The following is a 19,578-nucleotide window of genomic DNA, read 5'->3' as shown; positions in this document are numbered from 1 at the left end:
AAATAAAAAAATTATTCTTTTTTCTGGCCGTTCTTTGCTGCAAGAGCACTCATATAAGCGCTGACTGCCGCGGTGACCGCGATGGTTTTTTCTTTTCCCTGACGGAGGGAATCTCCGAGCTGATTCATACGGGTCTCGCTTTCACGCATATATCTCGTAAGAGACCGGGTGATTTCCGGATCCTGAAGGAAATGCGTGTGGGTATTTCCTGCGATAAACTCCGGATTGTTCATCACTGCATAATGGAGCGGAAGTGTCGTCTTCACGCCGATGATGACGTATTCAGTGAGTGCACGACGCATTCTCGCGACGGTCTCCTCACGGGTCATTGCTCTCGCACAAAGTTTTGCGATCATCGAGTCATACAGCGGCGGGATCGAGTATCCTGCATGGATGCAGCTGTCGATCCTGATACCCGGACCACCGGGGGACCGGTAACGGCTGATCTTTCCTGCATCCGCCTGGAAGTTGTTCATCGGATCCTCGGCGTTCACACGGCACTCGATCGCATGTCCCCTGCAGGTGACCTGGTCCTGAGCATAGGGAAGAGGTTCGCCGGCTGCGACCTTGATCTGCATTCTGACCAGATCGAGGCCGGTGATCAGCTCGGTCACGGTGTGTTCGACCTGCAGACGGGTGTTCATCTCCATGAAATAATAGTTCCCCGAATCATACAGGAACTCAACGGTCCCGGCATTTTCATAATTACAGGTTTTTGCAACGGTGATCGCAGACTGGGTCATTCTTTCGCGGAGTTCATCGGTCATGATGGGGCATGGCGACTCTTCGATGAGTTTCTGGTGACGTCTCTGAATAGAACACTCACGCTCAAACATGTGGATCACATCCCCTTTTCCATCAGCGAAGATCTGGACCTCGATGTGTCTGGGCTTTGCCAGATACTTTTCGATGAAGACCGTGGAATCGCCGAAAGCGGAAGCCGCTGTCCTGCTGGATTTTGCGATCGCTTCGTCGAGTTCGGTCTCGTTGTTGACGATCGTCATACCGATACCCCCTCCGCCGGCGGACGCTTTCACGATAACCGGGTAACCGATCGATTCGGCAAATGCTTTTGCCTCGTCATGGTCGGTACTCTTGGTCCAGGGAAGGACCGGGACCCCGACGTCATGCATCGCCTGCTTGGAATCGAGCTTCGAACCCATCATTTTGATGGTTGCTTCAGATGGACCGATAAAGGTGAAACCTGCTTTTGTCACCGCACCGGAAAAGGCTGCTTTTTCTGCAAGAAACCCGTATCCCGGGTGGATCGCGTCGGCTCCGGCCATTTCGGCGACCTCGAGGATCCTGTCCATATTGAGGTAGCTTTTCGTCGGGTGAGCAGCTCCGATGAGAAAAGCCTCATCGGCGTACTTCACGTGTAATGCGTTTGCATCGGCTTCTGAGTAAACTGCGACCGTTTCGATGCCCATTTCCCGGCATGCACGCATAACGCGGATGGCGATCTCTCCCCGGTTTGCAACTAATACTTTGTCAAAGTATTCGTTTTTACTCATTGCACCACCACTAACACATCGCCGCTCTGGACGACTGCTCCGTTCTCGACGAAAATTTCGGTGACCGTTCCGTCGATCGGACTGACGATGGGGTTCTCCATTTTCATTGCTTCGAGAACGAGGAGGGTCTCACCTGCAGATACTTTCTGACCTGCCTGAACTTTGATGTCAAGGACCATGCCCTGGATACTGCTCTTCACGCCGCCGGGAACATCGCCGCGGTGACGGGTCTCGGTCGGTTTTCCGGAGCTGACAATAGCTTCTCCTTCAACAGAGAGGATCCGCACAGCAAATATCTCACCGTCGACTTCGACTTCCATGGATCTGGGGATGTCATAATCCGTAGGCGCCATGCCTCCGACAGAGGTCGGGATCACCGGGAATGCTTCGGCTGTCTTTTCGCCTTTCAGGAATGCCGGAGCGATGGCAGGATAGAGGATGTAGGTGAGGACATCCTCTTCTTTTTTGATGAGTCCCTGAGCTTCGGCGTCGGCTTTCATTTTATCGTAGATCGGTTCAAGCGTATCTGCCGGGCGGCAGGAGATACGCGGAACATCGCCGATGATCGAGGTTACGAGAGCATCATCGAGCGGTTTCGGGCTCTTTCCATAGAGTCCTTTGAGATAATCGCGGACTTCGTTCGTGACGGTCTTGTAGCGTCCGCCCATTAAAACGTTTAAAACAGCCTGGGTACCGACGATCTGGGAGGTCGGCGTTACAAGCGGCGGGAATCCAAGATCATCTCTGACCTTGGGGATCTCGAGAAGGACCTCTTCCATTTTGTCGAGAGCATTCTGCTCTTTCAGCTGGGAGACAAGGTTGGAGATCATACCGCCGGGGAGCTGATAGATCAGAACATCGCTGTCGATCCTGACACTGATCGGATCGATCAGGCAGTCATATTTTCCTCTGATGTTTGCCGCTGCGACTTTGATCGAACGGAGAGTCGAGAGGGAGATGTTCGTGTCACGGGGCGTTCCAATGAGGGATGCCACGATACTTTCTGTTGCGGGCTGACTTGTTCCGCCTGCAAAGGGGGACATGGCGGTGTCCAGGATATCGACGCCTGCTTCGATCGCCGCCTGATAACTCATGGGGGCAATGCCGCTTGTCGAGTGGCTGTGAAGACAGACAGGGATGTCGAGCCGTTCTTTGATGCCGGTGATCAGTTCACGGGCAGACTCAGGCATGATGAGTCCTGCCATATCTTTGATACATATCGAGTTGCAGCCAAGGGCGTAGAGTTCCTCAGCCATTGTAACGAAACCTTCGATGCTGTGGACAGGGCTGGTCGTATAGGATATAGTGCCCTGCAGGTGATTTCCGGTGTCGATGACAGCGGTCATGGACCTCTGCATGTTTCTGATATCGTTCAGTGCGTCAAAGACCCGAAAGACACGGACCCCGTTTTCTGATGCGGAGGAGACGAATTTGTCAACGACATCATCGGGGTAGTGACGATATCCAACAAGATTTTGCCCGCGCAGAAGCATCTGGATCGGGGTCTTGACAAATATTTCGCGAAGCGTTCTGAGACGATTCCAGGGATCGTCGTTTAAGTATCTGATACAGGTGTCAAAGGTTGCCCCGCCCCACGCTTCTACGGACCAAAATCCGGCTTTTTCCATCTCGCGGGCAAGACCGAGCATATCTTCGGTTCGCATACGCGTTGCCGCTAGTGACTGATGAGCGTCACGGAGCGTTGTGTCGGTAATATTGAGTTTTTTCATGGTGTTCTCCCTGCTCATACGAGTTATCTAAACCTTTATTATTTTGGAGGGAAGAGTTAAAAAAGTAGTCCCTTGGAAAACCGATTGCACGGAAGGAGAGATTATGGTTCATTGTAGATATTAGGACCTGCTATCACTGCAGTGTTTCCCGAGTATAAAATAGTCCCAGTACCCGGAGTTGCGACAATGCCCCATCGTGCTTTGTAAATTCCGCCGCCGTAATTTGCAGAATTGGAAATAACTCTTAATGTACCACTTATATCCAATTCACCACCATCATCGACAAATATACCTCCGCCAAATCCATCTCCATATAGGTTCATATTATTTTCCACAACAAGAGTCGCATCTTTTTGAACGACCAAACGACCTTGGGGTGAGACTATAATAAGAGGAGAGGTAACACCATCGATATTACTCCCATTAAACGTAAATGGATCGCCTTGCTTTTTTTCAATAGTGACCATTGTTGTCCCGAGATCGCTGACGTTACCTATCTGTAATAATGCATCATAATATCCAGGGGCACGCACAATATTCCCTCCTTCTTCAATAAGGATTTTGACATTGCCATCGCTGAGGGTTTCGATGTTTGACGCGGAAAACTCGATCGGCTGGTTTCCAACAATAATTGGGAGTTCATTAAAGAAGGTAAAGTCTTTGTCGTTGTGTGGATCAACTACGACCACCACCTCATAATTAGGATCACCTGGAGAAGCGTTATTGTAGAATTTGTTGTACCAATCATTGATTGAGTCAACAAACTCAAACGTTGTATTGTATCCGTCATTCCCGACCACATAATACGGACTCACCACCGGTTCGACCACGATCACCCCGCCTTCAATAACGACCTTCCCGCTGAAAACCAGTGCGGTCACCCTATCGGAAAAATTGCCGACGATATTCACATAGTGTACAGTCGAATTAAAATCCGTAACGGTAATACTTCCCGCATTTGGACTATCCCAGTGCCCATGATTGGTGTACACACGATACGACTCCATAAATGGCAGATCATTTCCTGAGACCGGCGTTACAAGAGCAGTATTATTTGTGGCATTCACCGAAACAGTAAACCCGACCACTTTATTCTCAGCCGGTACAAAAGAGCCGATCCCCGCCATTATGGCGATACTGACAAGGGATATAAGAACAACGGAAAGAGCGATAAGGAGTATAGTTGCAATAACCGGACTAACGCCATCGTCCTTAATTTTATCCATGATTCATTGTAGGTTCCCTGGGATAAAATTTGTTTGTGTGGCGGGCTGACCCGGAGGGGCGGCCTTAGCTGAGGCGGGGTGAGCGCGAAGCGGCCGACCTCAGCGGAGCAAATCTTTGATTTGCGACCAAGTCTTTGCCTTGCGAGTAGACAGGTATGCCCCCACATCTCAAACCAGTAGCACGCCATACAGAAAAACCGCACTTCCAAGCATCAGAAAATCAAACACAGCAGGCGAAAACACCGGGACATACGTCCCGCCCGAGATATACCCCCGTCTTGCCAGAAGTGATGACTGGACGCCAGCCCTCCTCAACGAAAGTATAAGCAGACCTGCCGCAAGAGAGGGAATGGCCAAAACGGAAAACTTCTGCCCCTTGATCCTGAGTGCAGACCACATATGCAGAAAATCTTCACGGATCTCGCTGATCGCCTGAACGGAAAACTCGGCAGCCATCCCCAGATCAAAACCGCTTCCCTGACCAAAAACCCAGACAAAGAAACTCATCAGCTCGCCGGAGAGGAGCGAAGCCGAAAACCAGAAGGCAAGCAGAACGAGAACGAAGATCTTTGCTCCGTAAAAAACATCCCCGCCGGTAAAATACAAAACGACCGAGGGAAACAGACCGACAAATATCGATACCGGGATCACCACTTTCCAGGAATTTTTTGCAAACGTCGTCTTCGCACCAAAGACGATCCACCAGCAGAAAACCGCCGCCGCTCCAAACAGACTCACAAAGGAAAGGACCGAAAGAAGCACAAGCGTAAGAAGCCGAAATCTGATATCACTCACAGTGCAGCCCTCCGTTGTGTATCTTCCACTTCCGGGAATTCTTCGGCGCATACTCCGTCTCATGGGAAAAGACGACCGTTATCCCGCGGCGGCTCTCTATCAGACCGGTCAAAACCTCTTTCGCCGACTGATCAAGCGAAGCATACGGCTCATCGAGAACAAGAACATCCGGATCTTTCGCAAAAACACAGGCGAGCATCAGCCGTTTCAGTTCTCCGCGAGAAAGCGTGAACGGATCCCGGTCCCGTATCTCCACATCGAAACGGGAGAAAATCGGATCCTCACGGGAAACGCCCCATGAGGATATCTCACGCAAAATCGTCGCGCCCGTCACCTGATACTCGGGAAACTGCATCAAAAGAACCGGCGAACCGCATCCTTCAAAACTGATTTGTCCGGATTCTACCTTGGATAAGCCCGCAAGAGCCGAGCCAAGCGTGGATTTGCCTGAACCCACCCTACCGGATATCATATGGACCCCCTCCTCGAAAACGGTGTCTGCCGTCAGAGAAAACGTACCTGCATGAAGGTGAACATCATCAAGAACGATCCTCATAACCTCACCTCAAAATCCGCTTTACGTCTGAGCGCCGTGGAATGCGAACTCCACATCACATACGAAATATTCCTCGAAGAAATAAACGAGAGAAGATCTTCAACGGTTTCCGGATCCAGATGGGAATCCGGCTCATCAAGAACAAGAAGGACCGGATCATGAATGATCGCCGCCGTTATCCCAACGAGCATCTTCTCTCCGCCGGAGAGTGTCCTGCATTCTCTCTTGAGAAGATGTGTTATACCCGCCCCCTCTGCTGTTTTCAAAACTTTTTCCTCGATCTCCGCCTGCGGGATTCCGGCAAACCGAAGGGGGGAGGAGATCTCGTCATAGACGATCGGAAACAGCAGATGACGGTCGGGAAACTCGCTCACGTAGTCGACATTCTGCAAACGAGGAGAAAGACCGTCAATACTCACCGAGCCCATTGTCGGCAAAATAAGTCCCGAACAGATCTTCAGGAGCGTGGTCTTCCCGGCCCCGTTTTTTCCGGAGACCACCGTTAGTCCAGGCAGGATCACAAGAGAAGGGATATCCAAAACGCCGTGACGGAGATCATCGATCTGGATCAAGAGCAGATCCCTCACTTTTTCGAAGACGGAGCGTCACCAGTTCCGCCGCTGTGATTTTTATGACATCGCCGGCAATAAACGGGACCACACAGGTGATCAATGCAGCCGGAAGCGTAGCTCCCGACGAGATCATGAACCATCCGGCGCCAAAGATATAACTGAGAAGAGTTGCGAGAACAAGCCCGGTTATATCGGCAGACAGGGTTTTTTTCGAAAAGAACATGCCTGCAATGAACGCCATCAGAATGAAACCGATCAAAAACCCGCCGGTCGGACCAAACAGAATCCCGATCCCGGCAGTGCCGTTGTGAAAAAGCGGGAGACCAAGCGTTCCAAACAACACATACAAAGCTGCCGGGATCACCGCGTATTTTTTCATCACTGATGCCGCAAGCAAAACAAAAAGTGTCTGAAGAGTGAACGGAACGATAAACGGGATAGATATCCAGCCGCCGACCGTGATCAATGCCACAAACACCGCAGAATAAATAATAAGACTCGAACGTTTCTCGTTTCCGTACATTGTTAACCAAATATATTATGGCGGTTAACAATAAAAAAGGATCAGATAAGATAGCAGTCGCCCGCAATCACGCGTTCAACTTCACCATTATCTTTATGAATGATCAAAGCACCGTGTTCATCGACATCAAGTGCCTCTCCTTCGAAGCTTTCCCTGATCGTCCGGACCCTGACCCTGCGGTGCAGCGTACGGGAAAGGCTTCTCCACTCCCGGAAGAGCGATTCCTTCTCGCCTTTCAGGATCATCTCATACCGGCGTTCGAACTCCTTTAAGAACACGGCAAAGAACTGGGCTCGGTCCACATCATGGCCAAGCTCGTCCGAGAGAGATGTTACGAAATTGGAAAGATTCGGCATAACTTTTTCGACGGAAACATTCACATCAACACCGATCCCAACCAGACAGTAACGGATGATATCCTCATCCGCGGTAAGTTCCATAGTGGTTCCAGCAACCTTTTTATCGCCGATGAACACATCATTCGGCCACTGGATCAGGGCAGAGAGTTCAAACTCGTGACGGATCGCACGGGCAAGTGATATGGAGGACGCCATCATAATAAGGAAGGTCTGATCGACGTGTAGTTTTGGCATCACCACGATCGTCGCCCAGATACCTCCTGCTGGCGACATCCACACGCGGTTCATACGACCAAGACCGCCGGTCTGCTGTTCTGCGATAAGAACAGTTCCGGGCTGAACTTCGTCCCCGACCTCATGCATCATCTGACGGGCGAGAGCATTTGTTGAAGGCACCTGTTCGAAATGATGCATATCCTGACCGATGACCTTGGTCTTCAGATATCTCTTCACCTCATATGGAAGTAAGAGCCAAGTACGTTTTCGGAGAGTATAGCCGGTTTTTGGCGAGGCATCTATAACATATCCAACCTCACGCAAAAGATGGACATATTTCCAGACAGCGGTACGGGATATTCCCAGACGTTCACTGATGACGTTTCCGGCAACCGGTTGGTCAATTCCGGCTTCGTCCAAAATATGCAGAAGATCAAATATTATGTTTTTCATGAGGTTTTGACTCCGAAATGGATATGACTTGTTATGCCATATGAAAAGAATAAGATTTCGTTTGAAGACCAATATATTTGCAGTTAGAAAGGGATGGACTCTCCTTCGGAAAATTTCTTCAGAAACGCATCGCTCGGATACTCGTGAGTGCTTGCAAGAAGAAGCGTGCCTTTTCCCACAGGACATTCGACCAAAACAGGGAATCCATTCTCTGCAGTAGCAAGAGGAGTTCCCTCATATGTTTCAAACCAGCCGTCGGCAGCAAACTTCGTTGTGTCATACCCGTCAAATATAGATGACCAAGGTGAGGAAGTATCGACATCGAGGCAGTGTTCACCAAATGCATAATGATATTCCACGTCCACCGGGAGCCAGTCATATCTATTTGGTGAAGCATCGGCCGCTCCAAAAACGAGGAGTTTGCCCCCCGCTTCAAGATACCGTTCGATCCGCTCTGAACATGCCCGGAGTGCAGGAAGGAGTTTTGAGTACGACATATTGCCAAACCCGGTCGGGATAATGACACCTGAGTATTTTCCACGGTAGAACGGTGCCGAAAGCAGAAGCGGGGTGACTGCTTCACACGGGCAGGCCGAATCTTCGACGAGACGGTGAAACGTCATCTTCGTATCCCAGAATACGGCAACGGTCATCCTTTGATCACTCCAAGCGGCCTCAGGCGTGCGACGATCCGGGAGATCCCGGCATCATGAACGGTCTGAACGACCTCGCTGCTGGATTTATACACATCGGGCGCCTCTTCTGCGATAGCCGCCTGATTCGGCGCCCGAACAATGATTCCCTGCTCGAGAAGGGCATGTGCGACCTCCTCGCCGGTCTGACATTTTTTCGCTGAAGATCGACTTTTTACTCTGCCCGATCCGTGACAGGTACTCCCGAACGTTTTTTCCATTGCTCCTTGGGTCCCTGCGAGAAGATAGGATGACGTCCCCATACTTCCGGGGATGATCACCGGCTGACCGCAGGCACGGAACTCGTGAGGGAGCTCGGCCCTGCCCGGACCAAAAGCCCGGGTCGCTCCTTTCCGGTGGACGCAGACTTTTTGCCGGAGCCCGTCGACCTCGTGCTCCTCCCATTTTGCGACATTGTGAGCAACATCATACACGAGAGGCATCTCTTCGTAATCGACCTGGAATTTTTTCACGAAAAGTTCCCTGACGATATGCGTGATGATCTGACGGTTTGCCCAGGCATAATTTGCAGAAGCCGCCATGGCACCGAAATATGCTTCTCCCTCGGGAGAAGAGAGCGGAGCACAGGCAAGCTGACGGTCGGGAAGTTCTATGCCGTATTTTTTCGTTGCCGACTCAAGGATCTGCAGATGATCGGTGCAGACCTGATGCCCAAGACCCCGTGAACCGCAGTGGATCATCACACATATCTGCCCTTCTGAGACGCCGAACGTTTTTGCCGTCGCCTCATCAGCGATATCATCGATGACCTGGATCTCCAGGAAATGATTGCCGGAACCAAGCGTTCCGCACTGGGGAATGCCCCGCTGTCGGGCTTTTTTACTGACATGTTCCGGTTGTGCGCCGCCCATCGCCCCGTTCTCCTCGCAACGCGGGATATCGCCTGCCATGCCGTATCCCATCTCGACCGCGTTCTTTGCTCCGTCTTCCAGCATTGAAGATAGATCGTTCTGCGATAAACGGATCGGACTCTTTGAACCGACCCCGGTAGGGACCGCGGTGAAAAGATCCTCGATGATCCCTTTCATATCAGGAATATCGGAAACGTGCAGGGGGGTCGTGATCATCCGGACACCGCAGTTGATATCGAACCCTACGCCGCCCGGAGAGATGACCCCGGTTTCCGCGTCAAAAGCACCGACGCCGCCGATAGGAAAGCCATACCCCCAATGGATATCCGGCATGCCAAGCGAATACCGCAGGATGCCCGGAAGTGTTGCCACATTGGCAAGCTGAGTGAGAGCTCCGTCTTCAAGAGTTTCTGCAAGGTTTTCCGAAAGGAAAAACCGTCCGGGGACCCGCATCCCCGGAACAAAATCCATGGGGATCTCCCACTCGTTATTTGTGATCTTATGTATCTGATCGTTCATGATGTTTAGATGTCGAAGATGATTATCAGTTCATATCCTGTTTTTGTTCCGGTCAGTGAAAGACCTGAGTAGGAGATACCTTTCACTCCGGTACCGCCGGCATGTTTTTTTCTGTCGAAGAGGACCCCTTCGACCGTGCCGGAAACAGAGTCTCCTACCGTGAGCGTAAACTTCTGCGGTACGAGATACTCGGTTTCTGTGAGAAACAACAGTTCAGAAAGGAAATTAACGATCAGCTCCTCGCGGTCTTTTCCTTCAGCTTCAATGGAAAATGAAACCGTCGGGGTCTCAAAAGGATAGTCGCCGTACAAAGTCTTTGCCAGAGCGGACCCGCTTTCAGAAAACAGGGATGAAAGGTCAGGTGCCGAGATCCGCATGCGGATATCCGCAGTATGTTCCAGCTCTTCAATAGCCATAATCGCCGTCTTCGAAAAGAAGCCGCGGAACCATGCGCATGTTGATCTCGGATATCCACTGGATCTGATACTTGGAGATGAAGATCACATGGTCTCCCGCCCGAAGGGGGATATCAGACGATTTCGCCGGGCGTATCCGTACCGGCATCAGGACCGGACCGCTGCACGAAGTACTTATTCGAAAATCCCCGCCGCGTTTATCCATGTACGCGATGACCTCGTCCGTGACCAAAATATCGGAAAGAGGGGAAGGACCACCCTGCTCGTTATCCATTTCATATAGATGGGAAGTATATCCTCAAAAAAGTTGGTACTGGATCCACTGATATATTCAGGTGGATGCAACGACCTGCTCGACTAGCTCGGCATACTGACCCTTGAGTTCATAGACCCCAAGTGCGCCGTCTTTCATTTTGTGGGTCGACAGGATACCTAGTTTCGAGGCAACGATACCAACCATGGATGCCACGGAATGATAGGTTACATCAAACTTTGTCGAAAGTGCCTCATGAATCTGTGGAACAGTCATGGACTTGGCACGGATAAGCAGACGCAACAGTGCCTTTCTGATTCCTGACTTGTCACGGGATAGATAACTGCGAAGTCTTCGCTCAATCTCCTTTCGCAGATCTGAAGGTGAAAGCATATTTTTTATTATGTATCTCTGTATATAAATACATACCGCTTATATGGAATAATCGAAGAATACACGAATTTGATATGCCTGAAGAAGCAATAGAGTAATACCTCATGATATATCGCCTCTATGAGTATCTGATTTCCCGCGATCTTACGAAGTTCCCAAAAGAAATATGTTTCATGCTCAGCGATGCAGATGTCATTGCCGATTCAAAAAAAGTAGGAGAGGTAATTACCTGGGCAAAAGAGTTCCCGGATATCAAAAAAATCATTTTTCACATCAGCACGAAAGATGCCGGGAAAGTTGAGGAGCTGCTGAGACCCGCATCCCTTGGAGAAAAGACGAAAGTTCGTGTGAGTACGCCAAAACATGACACGACATTCGGGAACGGAACGCCTGAGATCCTGATCGCCCTTGGTAAAAACGGGAGAGAAGAAATCACCGATGCGATAATAAAAATCGCAAAAGAGGAAATCGATCCAGCAAATATCACGGAAGAGACGATAGAGAAACACCTGGCCTTCCAGGTAAACCCGGATTATGTGATCAAAACCGGCGGAAACCATCTCACCGATTTTTTGATCTGGCAGTCAGTTTACTCGGAGTTGTTTTTCACAGACATCAACTGGGACGGATTTCGGAAAGTGGACTTCCTGCGGGCACTTCGCGATTATCAGTCGAGAGGCCGGCGGTATGGAACCTGATCCGATCCCAAAAGGGAAAACATCTATACCTTTCATAGATGAATAAGGTACTACAACAATGTCGCTTTCCATTCCAAAATTACCTGAATCAAAAGACCCGAAAATCAATTTTATCAGGGATATCCTGCTTGTTTTCATCGTTGTTGCGGCAATAGGGGGTGCTTTGTTTGCAGTATCCGGAACATGGCCGGCTCTGGTGGCCGTTGAATCCCCGAGTATGGTCCCGAATCTGAACGTCAACGACCTCGTGTTTGTTGTTGAAGAGAACAGATACGGCGGATACATGATCATGGTTGAGGCGGAAGAAGCTGGGAAGATTTCGTTTGGAGGATATGGAGATGTGATCGTCTATCAGCCGAACGGGCAAACCGGCGTGACCCCGATCATTCACCGGGCAATAACCTGGATCAATGAATCCGTGGCCGAAGAAGCCGGATTCACCGGCGATGCGGCACATGCAGGATATATTACCAAAGGAGACAACAACGAACTGTATGATCAGAATGCGATCTTCTCAGAATACGGGAGGATGCAGCCGGTCAAAAAGGAATGGATCGTTGGAAAAGCATTGTTTGCGATCCCGCTGATCGGTTTTATACCGCTTCACCTGTTTGAATCAGCTCTGGTCGTCGTACTCATCATAGTTATCATTGAACTCGCCAGCAGAAGACTGAAGAAGAGCAAAGACAACAAATCAAAAGGAAAGAAAAAATGAACGTCAACACCATCCTGAATGATGTCCTTGGAGGCGCACGGCTCACTGAAAATGAAGCAGCATTCCTGTTCTCGGTAAAAAACCGGGATATCTGGAAGATCGCAGAAGCCGCTGATATCATTCGTGAACGAAAAAACGGCGATGTCGTAACATATGTCCGGAACATGAACATCCACATGACCAACATCTGTAAAAACTGCTGCGGGTTGTGTGCGTTCGGACGAAAGAGTACCGATCCCGAAGCGTTCTGCTTTACGGATGAAGAGTTTCGGGAACACACCAGAGACGCCGGCAGAAAAAAGGTCACCGAGGTCTCGTATCTTTCCGGGATCCACCCCGGGTTCACTATCGAAAGTTACGAAAAGATGATCCGAACATTCCACGAAGAGATCCCCGGCATTCATGTGCATGGATGCAGTCCGGATGAGATCCTGTTTGCAGCAAATCAAAGCGGCATTTCAACTAAAGACGCACTCATCCGCCTGAAAGCTGCCGGACTAGGTTCTGTCCAGGGAACTGCCGCCGAGATTCTCGTTGATCGGGTCCGAAACATCATCTGTGATAAAAAACTCTCCACTTCAGAATGGGTCAGAATCATCAAAGAGGCATCAGACGTAGGATTTCGGGCGACTTCCACAATAATGTACGGCTCGGTGGAAACAGCAGAGGAGAGAGCACGTCATTTATCGGTTCTCCGCGAGGTCCAAGACGAAACCGGTGTGTTCACCGAGCTTGTGCCGCTCTCATTCCTGCACAAAAATACGCCGCTCGAGCGAGCAGGTCTCGTAAATCATGACGCGACCGGACGTGAGGATATTCTATTGATCGCCATATCTCGGCTTTTCCTGGATAACTTCGACAACATTCAGGTCCCGTGGTCAAAAATCGGAAGGAAGGTAACACAACTCTGTCTAATGGCAGGTGGAAACGATGTCGGCGGAACCATGTTTGTGGACTCGCTCTCAAGGGATGCCGGCGGCGGAGATGAATCGGATTATTTCAGTCCCGAGGATATGGAACTGATGTGTGAAGATATCGGCAGAACACTTCATCAGAGAGACACCTTCTATAATCTCCTCTGATCTTCTCTTTTTTACCGCTGAGTTGCTTTTTCACAGAATAAGGATACCAAGAAGGATATCCACCAGCGAAAATCCGAAGAGGGCAAACACATACCCGATCGTGATCGGGATCATAAACGGAACCCCATAGGAAATCCATACATTTCCGGCTTTTGCATACAGTTCAAGTTTTGAGGCATACGTATCCGGATCCTCACGCAGATTACGGATCGACATATCGGACTGAGTTCTGAGAGCACGGATCGAACTGTGTGCACGGGAAAATTTTCGGGAAATAACGCCGTTCTCCTCGGTGATATCCTCGGATACAAAACCAAAATACTCAGTGATGGAATCGCCTGGAACCGGTTTTCCCGAACACATCAGCCAGAACGGAGCTTTATTTTTCAAGGCAAGATTCCGAATAAGGAATACGACCGGAACGATCAGCGCAAAAACCGCACCGTTCACAAGAGATGACAGAGCAAGCGAGGGAAAGATCCATGCGACAAACGGAGTAACGGGAACCGCGAGTGATAAAAGGATCAGGGCTTTTCCGTCGGCAACCCCAAAAAGACCGAAATAGGTGAATACACCCATCAAGAGAGCGATGGAAACTGATGTGAGTAAGACATACAATGCCCAGGGGGCCAAAAAAGATTCTGCCCAGAACCAAAGAACCAAAACTCCGCAGCCGACTGCCGCCGGGTACCAGGTCACTGCATAGATCGTACGGGTCTTCAGGTCCTGCCAGCATGCATAGAGAAATGTCGCGAGGAGCAGGAACGCCGACAATGCAAGCGGCAGTGAGAAAATCATTACCTACGATTCGATCTGAAATCAGATAAAATCAATGGGTGAGGGGATCCTCACTCATGAAAAACAGTCTTGGCTACGTACTTTCCGTGAACATATGACGGCATGCCCGCAAGCATATATGATACGCGTAATGCCTCTTCGACCTCATCTAAAGAAACGCCAACCATTTGTGCTCCGGCAAGCTGTGCACGGAGAGCATGGTCATCTCTCATTGCCGCCGCAATGCCGATGGCGATCAGTTTTTTCTCTTTCCGCGTCAGAGAGCCATCCGACCAGATATAGTTATCCAGTTTCAGAACTGCGTCATGAATAAGCGGATCAGATTCGGCTAGTTCTTTGAAAAATACAGGAACGTGCCCGATATTGTGTTCAAGTTCCTTCATTTTCCCCTGACATCCGCAGGTACCTTTTTTTTCTTCAAATGACATTTTGACTCAGCAAAATATTGTCTGTGAGGGTAATTATTCTATGTATCGAAGCACATTCTTATAGATTGCCCGGCATATCATTCAGTAATGACGAAAAAGATCGTGGCCTTGTTCGGCAGTAATGTTCTCGGAGGAAACACCGACAAACTTCTTACCGAAGCGATTCGCGGCGCAGAGGAAGCCGGATGTAGCGTTGAAAGAGTGGATGTTGTCCGACTAAATCTCTCCGGGTGCAGACAGATTTACCACTGCATGGATAAAGTACACTGTGCCATTCAGGATGAAGCAGAAAAATATCTTACTATGCTTAAGGAGGCCGACGGGATTATTATTGCAACCCCGGTGATGACCTACGGGATACCGGGCCAGTTGAAATCCTTCATGGACAGATGTCAGCCGTTTTACATGGCAAAATATCATCGGAAAAACTCCTTCATCACTCCTGAACACGCAAAGATCCGCAAAACCTTGTTCATCTGCATCTCAGGAATGAACACGCCCGAAGTTTTCATCGGCCCCTTACTCACCGTAAAAGCGTTCTGTCAGATCATCGACACGAAATACTTTGATGAACTTCTGCAAAACGATATGGACACCATTAAGAAAATAGAGACCAAACCAGATGTGCTGAAAGCAGCATACGAAAAAGGGAGAGCATTAGGTGAAGCAATCACGAAAGCACGCGGATAATTTGGATATAAAACCGGAACTTATACGGCTTGCCGATCCGAAATACCGTACATTCTCCAGCGGTCTCATTCCGGGAGCTGATAATATGATCGGGGTAAGAATCCCGGACCTCCGCGATCTGGCAAAAAGAATTGCCGCAGGCGACTGGAAGAAATATCTGAAAGAAGCAACCGATGACTCCTTTGAAGAGATCATGCTGCAGGGTCTTGTTATCGGGTATGCAAAAGGCCAGCCGGATGAGATAATTGCGGCGCTCAAATATTTTATCCCGAAAATAGACAACTGGTCAATCAATGATTCAACCGCGATGGGGCTGAAGATCGTCACAAAACATCAGGATACGTTCTGGAAGTTTATCCAGCCGTATCTTGACTCGAACAAGGAATTTTTCGTTCGGTTCGGGGTCGTGATGCTTCTGTCCTATTATGTGGATGAAAAACACATATCTGCAGTTTTGGAGCGGCTCGATACCATCACTCACGACGGCTATTATGTAAAAATGGCAGTCGCCTGGGCAGTTTCAGTCTGTTATGTAAAGTTCCCCGAGATCACTCATGTGTATCTGGAAAACAGCACCTTAGATAACGTCACCTATAACAAAGCGATCCAGAAGATATGCGAATCCTACCGGGCCGACGAAGAGGCAAAAACCATCCTCAGAGGAATGAAAAGAAAATAATCTCAGACTTTCATACGCTGATCGTACGTCCTGAGAGCACGTACCATATCCACATACCGAAATTCGGGCCAGGGAGGTACACAAAAACAAACGGCCGCTTCATTTCCGTTCGCAAGCCACGGAAGGAAGTTCGAGGTACGTTTGTCATTTGCCGTCCGGATGATCAGATCGACCGGAGGCATCTCCACTTCAGAATACATGCGTTCGGTCACACAATCCGGCGTGATCGAATCAGGAGATAACTCGCCGGCACGGACCTTTGAGATGATCGACTTCGTTGTTTCCAGAATTTCGTTTCGCCCGCCGTATGCGATGGCAAAATGCAGATAATACTGGTGATGATTCTTCGTGGCCTCTTCGACATCCCGGATCTTTTCCAAAAGCCGATCGTTGATAAGTGACCTGTCCCCGATCACGGTTATGTTCACTTTTTTGTCATAGATCCGCGGGTCTTTAATCATCTCCGAGAATTTTTCGATAAAGAGTTCCAGAAGCTCATTCACCTCTTCGGGCGAGCGCTTGAAGTTCTCGGTGGAAAAAGAATAAAAGGTGGTGTGTATGACCCCAAGCTCCTCCATCCAGTCAAAAACCTTCATAGTGATTTCAGCTCCGGCGCGGTGCCCGAATGCGGGGTCTTTTCCACGGGCCTTTGCAAATCTCCGATTTCCGTCCTGAATGATAGCTACATGGTTCGGGACATAGGTTAACTGCCGAATAAGCCTGTGGACATACAGGTCCTCTGCAAAAGACCGGAGACTCACTGAGGAATCACCTCAACGATCATCCCGTTATTGGGATACCGCTCGATGATTTTCCGCTCACCGCCAAACTTGCGGGGGATCTTTCGCATCTGCTGCCAGTCGAGTTCGATGGTCCCGTCCTCCATCTCTTCATAATAACTTCCGGCACGAAGACATGGGAGGATCATTTCGAGATCCCCATTTGGTTCCATAGAGCCGTACATCACCGTGCCGTCCTCGGTGATCATATCAAACGGACGTGCAGAGTTCATGGCGATACGCTTGAGCCTTTCGCGGAGCTGAACAGAGTCCTTGAAGGTGGATGTACAGTAATGGACTTTTGGATGACCATTGATCTCACCGGCCCATTTCGTCGAACCTTTGATCGCATTACAGAGAGGATTTTCTGTCTCGAGTTTTCTCTCACGCATGTTGTCAGCACAGGCATCACCCCACTCAAGCTGATTGATGTTGAAAAAGTCGAGAGAGTCAAGAAGCGGGAAGAAATACCTGAGACCCTGCAGGGAAGGAACCTCGAAACCGACCGAAAAACCCATTCGTTTTGCATTCTCAATCGACTGAACGTACGGTGAGTTCAGAATATCTTTCCAGACTTCATGAGGCGGGTGCATTCTGATCTCATCAACACACCCGACAAGAGCGGCGAGATCCTCTTCGGTCGGGGCGTGGCCGGTGTAAAGGTGAATGTGGTGATCCTTGCCGAAATGTTTTTTGAGCGCCGAGCAGAACTCAACGACCCGTTCGATTTCCAGAAGGGGTTCTCCTCCCGTGACACCGGTCCCAAGAGCATCCATCATTTCTGCTTCTAGAATCTCCTCTTCAGGAGTGGTGATCTTCTGATCGTTTGCATAGATCACATCGAGATCCTTTCTCTCCTCGGAAAGAGGACAATACCAGCAGTCCCGATCACACCGTCCGGTAATAAAAAGGACAAGCTTTGCCCCGATATAGCAGAGTTTGCAGCCTTCAGAGAGATTTCTTGGTTGTTTGTCCTTAGCCATAATTATAACGACATCTCAAGGAGACGTTTCAGCGTCTCTTCACGACCGAGTGCTTCCAGGAACCAGCCAAGACGCGGACCTCTGTCAGCCCCGAGGAAGGCACGGTAAATGCCGGTAAAGAGATCTTTTCCGGTAACACCGGCAGTTTCTGCCGCACCGTAAACTGCATTGTGCAGGACATCAGCTTTCCACTCAGCATCAATGACAGATTTTGCATAGGCAACGACGGCAGCTTTGACCTCGGGCCTTTCGTTTGCAGCAACTTCCGGAAGGGATTCAGCAATGGCAAACTTGGAGTCGTCGGGAGCATATCGTTCAAGCCACATCTTGGCACGGTTTGCCTGATCGAGAACTGCATCTTTGTCAATGATCTCATACCCGCTGCGTCTCAGGATATCGAAAACGGCATCATCGGTCCGAGCGATCTGGACGACCGTCACCATATGACGGAAGGGGATCGTTGTCTGAGGGGTGGCGATTTTGGAAAGTTCATACTCGCGTGAATCACCGGCAGCGGCTGCTCTGTCATACTCGTCAATCAAACGGAGTAAGCCCATTCCCGGATCAAACGCGATGGTCTTGTCGGGTTTGGTCTTTGCGATCATGAAACGGAGAACTTCCGGCGGGACGATGTCAAGCATATCCCGAATCGTTAAGACGACGCCTTTTGAGGAGTGCATCTCGCCTTTTCCTTTCAGGCTGATCCATTCATACGTCACCGGGACCGGAGCATTGTAGCCGTAGATCTCTTTCGTGATGATTTTCCCGGTATCATACGATCCTCCGGGCGAGGCGTGGTCTTTACCGAATGGTTCGACCGTCACACCGTGTACGGACCAGCGCATCGGCCAGTCAACACGCCAGACGAGTTTTCCTTCACCTTTGGAGTAGTCGGAAACGCCTTCGTGGCCGCAGGAACATTTGTAGGTGACGATATGGTTTTCGATATCATGGGAGAGGATCGCTGCACGTGAAATCGTGCCGCAGGATGAGCAGATCGGATAATACGGAGTCCAGCCTTCTTCGAGTTTTCTTCCGGAAACTCGTTCGAGGATTTCTTTGATCTCCTCAGCATGGATGAGTGCTTCTTTGATTTGTTCGGTAAACATTCCAGAGCGGTACGCTTCACTGGTCCGGATGATCCGCGGGTGGATGTCGAGTTCTTCGATTGCCGAGAGGAACGGATCAAGGAAATGCTCTGCATAGCTTTTGTGTTTTCCGCAGGGACACGGGATATCGCTGACAGGCCAGCCGATATATTTCTGGTAGTCATCTGAGAGGAACGGGTACACTTTTCTGAGCGGATCGAAATCGTCAGCAATGTAGACGAGTTCGGCCTCGACTCCCCGTGTGAGGAGGGCTTTGTAGATCATATCACCCGTCATGACCTCGCGCATATTTCCGAGGTGGATCGGACCAGATGGAGTGATACCGGTTGCGATCAGTTGCGGGGCATCGGCTGAAACCTGCGCGGATTTTGCATCAGCCCAATGAATCTTCTCATGTATTTTTTCTTCCATGTATTGTTACCTGCTATAGATGTGTCTGTAAGTATGTGTTTTCAAATCTGATAATACCTGATGTCCAAGCCGGGAACGGGAGTTGGTATAACCGGATTGTCGATCTACAAAATAAAA

General features: G+C 49.8%; 23 protein-coding genes. 5 read left to right on the top strand and 18 right to left on the bottom strand.

The window, feature by feature from the left end; genetic code table 11:
* Positions 1-11: 11 nt before the first annotated feature.
* The 13 genes from Q7J08_RS04515 to Q7J08_RS04455 form a co-directional block, all read right to left on the bottom strand.
* A complete protein-coding gene (locus Q7J08_RS04515; RefSeq protein WP_304910502.1) occupies positions 12-1,514 on the bottom strand; it encodes an acetyl-CoA carboxylase biotin carboxylase subunit in 1,503 nt (500 codons plus the stop codon).
* Complete coding sequence (locus Q7J08_RS04510) at positions 1,511-3,244, bottom strand: pyruvate/oxaloacetate carboxyltransferase (protein ID WP_304910501.1); 1,734 nt, start codon at positions 3,242-3,244, stop codon at positions 1,511-1,513. The genes Q7J08_RS04515 and Q7J08_RS04510 overlap by 4 nt, the downstream gene beginning before the upstream one ends.
* 101 nt (positions 3,245-3,345) lie before the next feature.
* Positions 3,346-4,470, bottom strand: coding sequence for a type IV pilin N-terminal domain-containing protein (locus tag Q7J08_RS04505; protein ID WP_304910500.1), 1,125 nt, complete (start codon positions 4,468-4,470; stop codon positions 3,346-3,348).
* A gap of 168 nt (positions 4,471-4,638) precedes the next feature.
* On the bottom strand, positions 4,639-5,265 hold the full coding sequence (locus tag Q7J08_RS04500) for a hypothetical protein (protein WP_304910499.1): 627 nt from the start codon (positions 5,263-5,265) through the stop codon (positions 4,639-4,641).
* On the bottom strand, positions 5,258-5,821 hold the full coding sequence (locus Q7J08_RS04495) for an ATP-binding cassette domain-containing protein (protein ID WP_304910498.1): 564 nt from the start codon (positions 5,819-5,821) through the stop codon (positions 5,258-5,260). The genes Q7J08_RS04500 and Q7J08_RS04495 overlap by 8 nt, the downstream gene beginning before the upstream one ends.
* Positions 5,818-6,393, bottom strand: coding sequence for an ABC transporter ATP-binding protein (locus Q7J08_RS04490; protein WP_304910497.1), 576 nt, complete (start codon positions 6,391-6,393; stop codon positions 5,818-5,820). Before Q7J08_RS04490 ends, Q7J08_RS04495 begins: the two co-directional genes overlap by 4 nt.
* Complete coding sequence (locus Q7J08_RS04485; protein ID WP_304910496.1) at positions 6,377-6,916, bottom strand: biotin transporter BioY; 540 nt, start codon at positions 6,914-6,916, stop codon at positions 6,377-6,379. Before Q7J08_RS04485 ends, Q7J08_RS04490 begins: the two co-directional genes overlap by 17 nt.
* 41 nt (positions 6,917-6,957) lie before the next feature.
* Positions 6,958-7,944 carry a biotin--[acetyl-CoA-carboxylase] ligase gene (locus tag Q7J08_RS04480; RefSeq protein WP_304910495.1) on the bottom strand — a complete coding sequence of 329 codons (987 nt, stop codon included), beginning with the start codon at positions 7,942-7,944 and terminating at the stop codon, positions 6,958-6,960.
* Positions 7,945-8,027: 83 nt separating this feature from the next.
* Positions 8,028-8,597: a hypothetical protein gene (locus tag Q7J08_RS04475; RefSeq protein ID WP_304910494.1), complete on the bottom strand. Its 570-nt coding sequence runs from the start codon at positions 8,595-8,597 to the stop codon at positions 8,028-8,030.
* Complete coding sequence (locus Q7J08_RS04470) at positions 8,594-10,027, bottom strand: RtcB family protein (RefSeq protein ID WP_304910493.1); 1,434 nt, start codon at positions 10,025-10,027, stop codon at positions 8,594-8,596. The genes Q7J08_RS04475 and Q7J08_RS04470 overlap by 4 nt, the downstream gene beginning before the upstream one ends.
* Positions 10,028-10,032: 5 nt before the next feature.
* Positions 10,033-10,443, bottom strand: a complete 411-nt coding sequence (locus Q7J08_RS04465) for an archease (protein ID WP_304910492.1) — start codon at positions 10,441-10,443, stop codon at positions 10,033-10,035.
* Positions 10,433-10,717, bottom strand: a complete 285-nt coding sequence (locus Q7J08_RS04460; protein WP_304910491.1) for a hypothetical protein — start codon at positions 10,715-10,717, stop codon at positions 10,433-10,435. Before Q7J08_RS04460 ends, Q7J08_RS04465 begins: the two co-directional genes overlap by 11 nt.
* Positions 10,718-10,774: 57 nt before the next feature.
* Positions 10,775-11,089 (bottom strand): DUF2551 domain-containing protein, encoded by a 315-nt coding sequence (locus Q7J08_RS04455; RefSeq protein ID WP_304910490.1) that lies wholly within the window; start codon positions 11,087-11,089, stop codon positions 10,775-10,777.
* Between the two features lie 104 nt (positions 11,090-11,193).
* On the opposite strand from Q7J08_RS04455, the gene Q7J08_RS04450 reads away from it, so the two are divergent.
* From Q7J08_RS04450 to cofH, 3 genes are read left to right on the top strand one after another with little or no spacing between them, the layout of a single operon-like run.
* Positions 11,194-11,787: an undecaprenyl diphosphate synthase family protein gene (locus Q7J08_RS04450; RefSeq protein ID WP_304910489.1), complete on the top strand. Its 594-nt coding sequence runs from the start codon at positions 11,194-11,196 to the stop codon at positions 11,785-11,787.
* A gap of 58 nt (positions 11,788-11,845) precedes the next feature.
* Positions 11,846-12,502: a S26 family signal peptidase gene (locus Q7J08_RS04445; RefSeq protein ID WP_304910488.1), complete on the top strand. Its 657-nt coding sequence runs from the start codon at positions 11,846-11,848 to the stop codon at positions 12,500-12,502.
* The gene (gene cofH, locus Q7J08_RS04440) at positions 12,499-13,584 is read left to right on the top strand and encodes a 5-amino-6-(D-ribitylamino)uracil--L-tyrosine 4-hydroxyphenyl transferase CofH (protein WP_304910487.1); all 1,086 of its coding nucleotides are present in this window, start codon (positions 12,499-12,501) and stop codon (positions 13,582-13,584) included. Before Q7J08_RS04445 ends, cofH begins: the two co-directional genes overlap by 4 nt.
* 30 nt (positions 13,585-13,614) lie before the next feature.
* Here the strand turns inward: cofH and Q7J08_RS04435 are convergent, their stop codons facing one another.
* Positions 13,615-14,382, bottom strand: coding sequence for an A24 family peptidase C-terminal domain-containing protein (locus Q7J08_RS04435; RefSeq protein ID WP_304910486.1), 768 nt, complete (start codon positions 14,380-14,382; stop codon positions 13,615-13,617).
* 50 nt (positions 14,383-14,432) lie between these two features.
* Positions 14,433-14,810, bottom strand: coding sequence for a carboxymuconolactone decarboxylase family protein (locus tag Q7J08_RS04430; RefSeq protein ID WP_304910485.1), 378 nt, complete (start codon positions 14,808-14,810; stop codon positions 14,433-14,435).
* 87 nt (positions 14,811-14,897) lie between these two features.
* On the opposite strand from Q7J08_RS04430, the gene Q7J08_RS04425 reads away from it, so the two are divergent.
* Both Q7J08_RS04425 and Q7J08_RS04420 read left to right on the top strand, forming a co-directional pair.
* On the top strand, positions 14,898-15,500 hold the full coding sequence (locus Q7J08_RS04425) for a flavodoxin family protein (protein WP_304910484.1): 603 nt from the start codon (positions 14,898-14,900) through the stop codon (positions 15,498-15,500).
* 1 nt (position 15,501) lies between these two features.
* Entirely contained in the window at positions 15,502-16,179 is a 678-nt protein-coding gene (locus Q7J08_RS04420; RefSeq protein ID WP_304910483.1) for a DNA alkylation repair protein, read from the top strand.
* Between the two features lie 2 nt (positions 16,180-16,181).
* Here Q7J08_RS04420 and uppS read toward each other — a convergent pair whose 3' ends face one another.
* Genes uppS through lysS form a run of 3 tightly spaced genes read right to left on the bottom strand, consistent with a single transcriptional unit; the run spans position 16,182 to position 19,461 of the window.
* A complete protein-coding gene (gene uppS / locus Q7J08_RS04415; protein ID WP_304910482.1) occupies positions 16,182-16,940 on the bottom strand; it encodes a polyprenyl diphosphate synthase in 759 nt (252 codons plus the stop codon).
* Positions 16,937-17,941: a radical SAM protein gene (locus tag Q7J08_RS04410; RefSeq protein WP_304910481.1), complete on the bottom strand. Its 1,005-nt coding sequence runs from the start codon at positions 17,939-17,941 to the stop codon at positions 16,937-16,939. Before Q7J08_RS04410 ends, uppS begins: the two co-directional genes overlap by 4 nt.
* A 2-nt stretch (positions 17,942-17,943) precedes the next feature.
* The gene (gene lysS, locus Q7J08_RS04405; protein WP_304910480.1) at positions 17,944-19,461 is read right to left on the bottom strand and encodes a lysine--tRNA ligase; all 1,518 of its coding nucleotides are present in this window, start codon (positions 19,459-19,461) and stop codon (positions 17,944-17,946) included.
* Positions 19,462-19,578: the final 117 nt, after the last annotated feature.

The organism is Methanocorpusculum sp., assembly GCF_030655665.1.
In the GTDB taxonomy this organism is placed as follows: domain Archaea; phylum Halobacteriota; class Methanomicrobia; order Methanomicrobiales; family Methanocorpusculaceae; genus Methanocorpusculum.
The sequence above is the reverse complement of the archived record's forward strand: the minus strand, read 5'-3'. Positions and strand labels throughout refer to the sequence as shown.

Coding starts and splice junctions, on each gene's coding strand:
- Q7J08_RS04515 (WP_304910502.1), bottom strand. CDS start 1,514: ATGAGTAAAAACGAATACTTTGACAAAGTATTAGTTGCAAACCGGGGA.
- Q7J08_RS04510 (WP_304910501.1), bottom strand. CDS start 3,244: ATGAAAAAACTCAATATTACCGACACAACGCTCCGTGACGCTCATCAG.
- Q7J08_RS04505 (WP_304910500.1), bottom strand. CDS start 4,470: ATGGATAAAATTAAGGACGATGGCGTTAGTCCGGTTATTGCAACTATA.
- Q7J08_RS04495 (WP_304910498.1), bottom strand. CDS start 5,821: ATGAGGATCGTTCTTGATGATGTTCACCTTCATGCAGGTACGTTTTCT.
- Q7J08_RS04485 (WP_304910496.1), bottom strand. CDS start 6,916: ATGTACGGAAACGAGAAACGTTCGAGTCTTATTATTTATTCTGCGGTG.
- Q7J08_RS04480 (WP_304910495.1), bottom strand. CDS start 7,944: ATGAAAAACATAATATTTGATCTTCTGCATATTTTGGACGAAGCCGGA.
- Q7J08_RS04475 (WP_304910494.1), bottom strand. CDS start 8,597: ATGACCGTTGCCGTATTCTGGGATACGAAGATGACGTTTCACCGTCTC.
- Q7J08_RS04470 (WP_304910493.1), bottom strand. CDS start 10,027: ATGAACGATCAGATACATAAGATCACAAATAACGAGTGGGAGATCCCC.
- Q7J08_RS04465 (WP_304910492.1), bottom strand. CDS start 10,443: ATGGCTATTGAAGAGCTGGAACATACTGCGGATATCCGCATGCGGATC.
- Q7J08_RS04460 (WP_304910491.1), bottom strand. CDS start 10,717: ATGGATAACGAGCAGGGTGGTCCTTCCCCTCTTTCCGATATTTTGGTC.
- Q7J08_RS04455 (WP_304910490.1), bottom strand. CDS start 11,089: ATGCTTTCACCTTCAGATCTGCGAAAGGAGATTGAGCGAAGACTTCGC.
- Q7J08_RS04450 (WP_304910489.1), top strand. CDS start 11,194: ATGATATATCGCCTCTATGAGTATCTGATTTCCCGCGATCTTACGAAG.
- Q7J08_RS04445 (WP_304910488.1), top strand. CDS start 11,846: ATGTCGCTTTCCATTCCAAAATTACCTGAATCAAAAGACCCGAAAATC.
- cofH (WP_304910487.1), top strand. CDS start 12,499: ATGAACGTCAACACCATCCTGAATGATGTCCTTGGAGGCGCACGGCTC.
- Q7J08_RS04435 (WP_304910486.1), bottom strand. CDS start 14,382: ATGATTTTCTCACTGCCGCTTGCATTGTCGGCGTTCCTGCTCCTCGCG.
- Q7J08_RS04430 (WP_304910485.1), bottom strand. CDS start 14,810: ATGTCATTTGAAGAAAAAAAAGGTACCTGCGGATGTCAGGGGAAAATG.
- Q7J08_RS04425 (WP_304910484.1), top strand. CDS start 14,898: ATGACGAAAAAGATCGTGGCCTTGTTCGGCAGTAATGTTCTCGGAGGA.
- Q7J08_RS04410 (WP_304910481.1), bottom strand. CDS start 17,941: ATGGCTAAGGACAAACAACCAAGAAATCTCTCTGAAGGCTGCAAACTC.
- lysS (WP_304910480.1), bottom strand. CDS start 19,461: ATGGAAGAAAAAATACATGAGAAGATTCATTGGGCTGATGCAAAATCC.